Origin of the sequence: Micromonospora sp. D75, from assembly GCF_018070405.1 — a bacterium.
Classification (GTDB): Bacteria; Actinomycetota; Actinomycetes; order Mycobacteriales; family Micromonosporaceae; genus Micromonospora; species Micromonospora chalcea.
The window spans coordinates 1-4679 of the sequence record NZ_JAGPXV010000491.1 but is presented as its reverse complement, the minus strand read 5'-3'; the positions used below and the strand labels follow the sequence as shown (position 1 = coordinate 4679).

Genomic DNA, 4679 nt, shown 5'->3' with positions numbered 1-4679 from the left:
GACTAATTACGTCTAAGGGCTGTCGATTCCGCCACCCGGGGAATGGGCCGGCAGAGATCGGGACAGCCACGTTCACCGTTGCGCCTCTCGCCTTCGCCGAGGGGTGGAGCCGTTGGCCGCGACGGAATCCTCCGCGCCCTCCGCCTCGCCCACGAGACCGTCCCGGCCGAGCAGGAACTGCTCGACGAGATGGTTCCAGTCGCAGCCGGGGCAGACCTCCACCACGAACACCTGGAACTCACGCAGCGTCATGGCCAGGACGGGCAACTCGGCCCGGGTACGCGCCTGGCCGGCCGACTGCTTGAGTTCGTCACCGTAAATGTAGTGGACGTGGATCAGGTTCTCGCTGCGGCAGATCGGGCAGCGGTGATCGGTCGGCTCGCCGTGGAAGCGCGCAGCGTTCTTCAGGTACGGCGAGGCGTCGCAGACGTCGTACGTGCCGATCCGCCCGGCGAGCAGTTCACGCAGCACCGCCCGCTTCTGGAGCGAGTAGTCGACGACCTGGCGCTGCGTACGCATGCGGCAAAGGGTACGCGCTCCGACGAACCCAGGCGACCATGGTCACGATGCGTGATGATCACGTCGCGTAAGACAGGGTTTGCCCCGTACATCGGCGTCCGCTAACGTGCGATGTATCGGTCCGATACATCGCGGTGGTTAGTGCTCCGCGCAGGGGGAAAGAAGGGATGGCCCGTGCTCGAGCTCGCCATCCTCGGCCTCCTGCAGGAGGCGCCGATGCACGGCTACGAACTGCGCAAGGAGCTGACCGCCAAGCTCGGCGCCATCCGGGCGGCGATCAGCTACGGCTCGCTCTACCCGACCCTGCGCCGGCTGCAGGCGGCGGGATGGATCACCGAAGCCGCTGAGACACCCGCGACCGCCGAGGAGGTTCCCGCGCTGACCAGCCGACGTGGTCGGGTGGTCTACACCATTACCGCGGAGGGCAAGGAACGCTTCGCCCAGCTGATAGCGCAGGCTGGACCCGAGACGTACGACGACACGGGCTTCGGGGTGCACTTCGCGTTCTTCGCCCGGACCGACCAGGCCACCCGGCTCCGGATCCTGGAAGGTCGTCGTCGCAAGATCGAGGAACGTCGCGAAGGTCTTCGTGACGTGCTCGGCCGGGCAGCCGAGCGACTCGACGCGTACACCCTGGAACTGCAACGCCACGGGCTCGACGCCTGTGAGCGCGAAGTCCGCTGGCTGGAGGAGCTCATCGCCAACGAGCGCTCCGGCCGGGCCCCGGCCGACCCGCGAACCGGGACGGCCGACGGCCGACGAGACAACGACAGCCCGCCCACGCCTGGAACGTCCAGGACAGAGCGGCCGTGATGAAGAAGAAGGAGGCAGACGCTATGGGCTCCGTCCGCGTCGCCATCGTCGGTGTGGGTAACTGCGCCTCGTCCCTGGTCCAGGGCGTGGAGTACTACCGGAACGCCGACCCGAACGACCGCGTCCCGGGTCTCATGCACGTCACCTTCGGCGACTACCACGTATCCGACGTGAAGTTCGTCGCGGCGTTCGACGTGGACGCCAAGAAGGTGGGCATGGACCTCGCGGAGGCGATCGTCGCCAGCGAGAACAACACGATCAAGCTGTGCGACGTGCCGCCGACCGGCGTCACCGTGCAGCGCGGCCCGACCTTCGACGGTCTCGGCCAGTACTACCGCGAGATCGTCGAGGAGTCGGACGCCAAGCCGGTCGACGTGGCGCAGGCGCTGCGCGACGCGCAGGTCGACGTGGTCGTCTCCTACCTCCCGGTGGGCTCCGAGGAGGCCGACAAGTTCTACGCCCAGGCCGCGATCGACGCCGGCTGCGCGTTCGTGAACGCCCTGCCGGTCTTCATCGCCTCCGACCCGGAGTGGGCGAAGAAGTTCACCGACGCCGGCCTGCCGATCGTCGGCGACGACATCAAGAGCCAGGTCGGCGCCACGATCGTGCACCGCGCCCTGGCGAAGCTCTTCGAGGACCGCGGGGTCGAGCTGCTGCGCACGTACCAGCTCAACTTCGGCGGCAACATGGACTTCATGAACATGCTGGAGCGCAACCGCCTGGTCTCGAAGAAGATCTCGAAGACCCAGTCGGTGACCTCCCAGATCCCGCACGAGATGCAGAAGAGCGACGTGCACATCGGCCCGTCCGACCACGTGCCGTGGCTGGACGACCGCAAGTGGGCGTACATCCGCCTGGAGGGCCGTTCCTTCGGCGACACCCCGCTCAACGCGGAGCTGAAGCTCGAGGTGTGGGACTCGCCGAACTCGGCCGGTGTCATCATCGACGCCGTCCGCGCCGCGAAAATCGCGCTGGACCGGAAGATCGGTGGCCCGATCCTCTCCGCCTCCTCGTACTTCATGAAGTCCCCGCCGGAGCAGTACGCCGACCACGACGCGCACGCCGCCGTCGAGGCGTTCATCGCCGGCGAGATCGAGCGCTGACGCGCTGAAACGCCGAAGAAGGAAGGCCGGGTCCGCGCGGACCCGGCCTTCCTTCTTCGGGTACGTCAGGACCAGGCGCGCCGCAGCGCCACGGCCGCCTCCAGCTCCAGCAGCGTCACCTTGCGCGGCAGCCCGCCGCCGAAGCCGACCAGCTTGCCGCCCGCGCCGACGATCCGGTGACAGGGCACGATCACCGGTACCGGATTGCGGTTGCAGGCCACCCCGACCGCCCGCGCGCCGCCCGGGTCGCCGACCGCCTTCGCCACCTCGCCGTAGGTCTTCGTCTCCCCGTACGGGATGCCTGTCATCTCCCGCCAGACCGCGCGTTCGAACTCCGAGCCGCGCGGGGCCGACACCGGCACCGTGAACTCGGTCAGCTCACCGGCGAAGTACGCCCGCAGCTCCGTCACCGCCAGCCGCGCCACCGCGTCGCCGGGCTCGTCGGCCGCCCCGTCCACCCGGCCGAAGTGCGCGCCGCGCACCGCGTCGTCGTCGGTGCCGACGGAGAACTCCCCGATCGGTGAGTCGAGCACTGTCCAGCGCATGCCACCCATTGTCGCGCGACGGGCAAAGATTTCCCCGCCCCGGGCGTCTGGAGATGCGGAGGTGGACGGTGGCAGAGGTCGACGGGGAGTTCACCGCGTTCGTCAACGAGCGGGGAGCGGCCCTGCTGCGGGTCGCCTACGCGCTGGCCGGCAGCCAGCACGCGGCGGAGGATCTGCTGCAGAACGCGCTGGCCAAGGCGTACGTCCGGTGGCCCCGGATCCACGGCGACGCGGAGCCGTACGTGAAACGGATCCTCTACCACGACCAGGTCTCCGGCTGGCGGCGGCGGGCGCGACGCGCGGAGGTGCCGGTGGCCGAACTGCCGGAGCGACCGGCCGCCGGCGACGACAGCGACCTGCGGCTGCTGGTGCGGGACGCGCTGCGGACACTGCCGCCGCGCCAGCGGGCCGTGCTCACCCTGCGCTACCTGGAGGACCTGAGCGTCGAGCAGACAGCCGCGCTGCTCGGCTGCCGCCCCGGCACCGTGGCCAGCCAGAGCACCAAGGCGCTGGCCCGCCTCCGGAAGCTGGTGCCGGGGCTGGACGGGCTGACGAACCGGACGGAGGTGACCCGATGAGCACGTCGCTGGACGAGACGCTGCGGACGGCCGTACACGATCTCGCCGACGGCGCCGCGCCCGCGCCGGACCTGGCGTGGCGCGCGCTCGGCCGGGGCCGCAGGCTGCGCCGCCGACGGCGGGTGGGCACCGCCGCTGCCGCGGTCGTCGCCGTGGTCGCGGTGGCGCTGCCGTTCGTCCTGCTCCGGCCGCGTCCCGCCCCGCCGCCGACCGCGCCGCCGGTCACCGTCGACCCGTCGCCTGTCATCAGGTCGGCGCCCGGACCGGACTGGGCGGACGGGCCGCTGGTGCTGCCCGGCGACTGGGTGGTCACCGGCACGCAGGCGAGGGCGGGCGGCGCCGGGCCGTCGTACCTGCTCGACCGGGGACGCGGCCGGTACTTCGGCAACGGCCGCTACGACGCCGTCCTGCCCGCGCCCACCGGCTCGCTGGTGGCGGTCTGGGACGACGACCGGCCCCGGCAGGTCGGCCTGGTCGACGTGGTCCGGGGCACCACCCGCTGGTACGAGCCGGGCCGCGCGCTGGGCTCGCCGAACTGGTCGCCGGACGGCCGCAGCCTGCTGTTCACCAGTAACCGGGTCGGTCACCCCGGTTTCGTCGTGCTGAGCGTCGCCGGCACCACGCGGTCCCACGCCGTCGACACCGCCCGCTACCCCTGCACCGACTCGTGCTTCTTCCTCTGGTCCCGCGACGGACGGGAGGTGCTGCTCCAGCAGACCGACCCGAACGGGCCTCGGTCCGAGGCGATCCGGCACCCCCGCCGGGGCGTGCAGTTCTTCGCCGCCGACAGCGGCCGGCCCACCCGGTTCGAGCCGCTGCCGGGCGACCCGGCCGGGCCGTGGGCGTGGTCACCGGACGGGCGGCTGGTGGTGGTGCAGGGGCAGAAGGAGCCGCTGCTCGTGGAGGCGGCGACCGGCCGGGTGGTGAACCCGTTGCCGGTGGCCGACGTCGTCTGGGTCGGCGACGACCGCCTGCTCTACCGGCGGCCGTACGGGTCGCGGGACTTCGTGCTCGCCGACACCACCGGCCGCGAACTCGTGCGTCAGCCGCTGCCGGAGGACCTCGCCCTCGCCGAGGTGACGATCGCGCCGCGCTGACCCGGCGCTGAACCTCTGCTGGAC

Annotated in this window: 6 protein-coding genes; 4 read left to right on the top strand and 2 right to left on the bottom strand. The window is 71.2% G+C overall.

The window, feature by feature from the left end; genetic code table 11:
• Positions 1-72: 72 nt before the first annotated feature.
• Complete coding sequence (locus KBX39_RS23905) at positions 73-519, bottom strand: DUF5318 domain-containing protein (protein WP_030499480.1); 447 nt, start codon at positions 517-519, stop codon at positions 73-75.
• Between the two features lie 174 nt (positions 520-693).
• Here KBX39_RS23905 and KBX39_RS23900 point away from each other — a divergent pair, with 174 nt between their 5' ends.
• Both KBX39_RS23900 and KBX39_RS23895 read left to right on the top strand, forming a co-directional pair.
• Positions 694-1332 carry a PadR family transcriptional regulator gene (locus KBX39_RS23900; RefSeq protein WP_030499481.1) on the top strand — a complete coding sequence of 213 codons (639 nt, stop codon included), beginning with the start codon at positions 694-696 and terminating at the stop codon, positions 1330-1332.
• A gap of 23 nt (positions 1333-1355) precedes the next feature.
• Positions 1356-2435, top strand: a complete 1080-nt coding sequence (locus KBX39_RS23895) for an inositol-3-phosphate synthase (RefSeq protein ID WP_030499482.1) — start codon at positions 1356-1358, stop codon at positions 2433-2435.
• Between the two features lie 65 nt (positions 2436-2500).
• On the opposite strand, the gene KBX39_RS23890 is transcribed toward KBX39_RS23895, so the two are convergent.
• Entirely contained in the window at positions 2501-2980 is a 480-nt protein-coding gene (locus KBX39_RS23890; RefSeq protein WP_043327698.1) for a methylated-DNA--[protein]-cysteine S-methyltransferase, read from the bottom strand.
• A gap of 53 nt (positions 2981-3033) precedes the next feature.
• Between KBX39_RS23890 and KBX39_RS23885 the strand changes: the two genes are divergently transcribed.
• Both KBX39_RS23885 and KBX39_RS23880 read left to right on the top strand, forming a co-directional pair.
• Positions 3034-3558 (top strand): SigE family RNA polymerase sigma factor, encoded by a 525-nt coding sequence (locus KBX39_RS23885; protein WP_030499484.1) that lies wholly within the window; start codon positions 3034-3036, stop codon positions 3556-3558.
• A complete protein-coding gene (locus tag KBX39_RS23880) occupies positions 3555-4655 on the top strand; it encodes a PD40 domain-containing protein (RefSeq protein WP_166456797.1) in 1101 nt (366 codons plus the stop codon). Before KBX39_RS23885 ends, KBX39_RS23880 begins: the two co-directional genes overlap by 4 nt.
• The last annotated feature ends 24 nt before the right edge of the window (positions 4656-4679 follow it).

Coding starts and splice junctions, on each gene's coding strand:
- KBX39_RS23880 (WP_166456797.1), top strand. CDS start 3,555: ATGAGCACGTCGCTGGACGAGACGCTGCGGACGGCCGTACACGATCTC.
- KBX39_RS23895 (WP_030499482.1), top strand. CDS start 1,356: ATGGGCTCCGTCCGCGTCGCCATCGTCGGTGTGGGTAACTGCGCCTCG.
- KBX39_RS23890 (WP_043327698.1), bottom strand. CDS start 2,980: ATGCGCTGGACAGTGCTCGACTCACCGATCGGGGAGTTCTCCGTCGGC.
- KBX39_RS23905 (WP_030499480.1), bottom strand. CDS start 519: ATGCGTACGCAGCGCCAGGTCGTCGACTACTCGCTCCAGAAGCGGGCG.
- KBX39_RS23885 (WP_030499484.1), top strand. CDS start 3,034: ATGCGGAGGTGGACGGTGGCAGAGGTCGACGGGGAGTTCACCGCGTTC.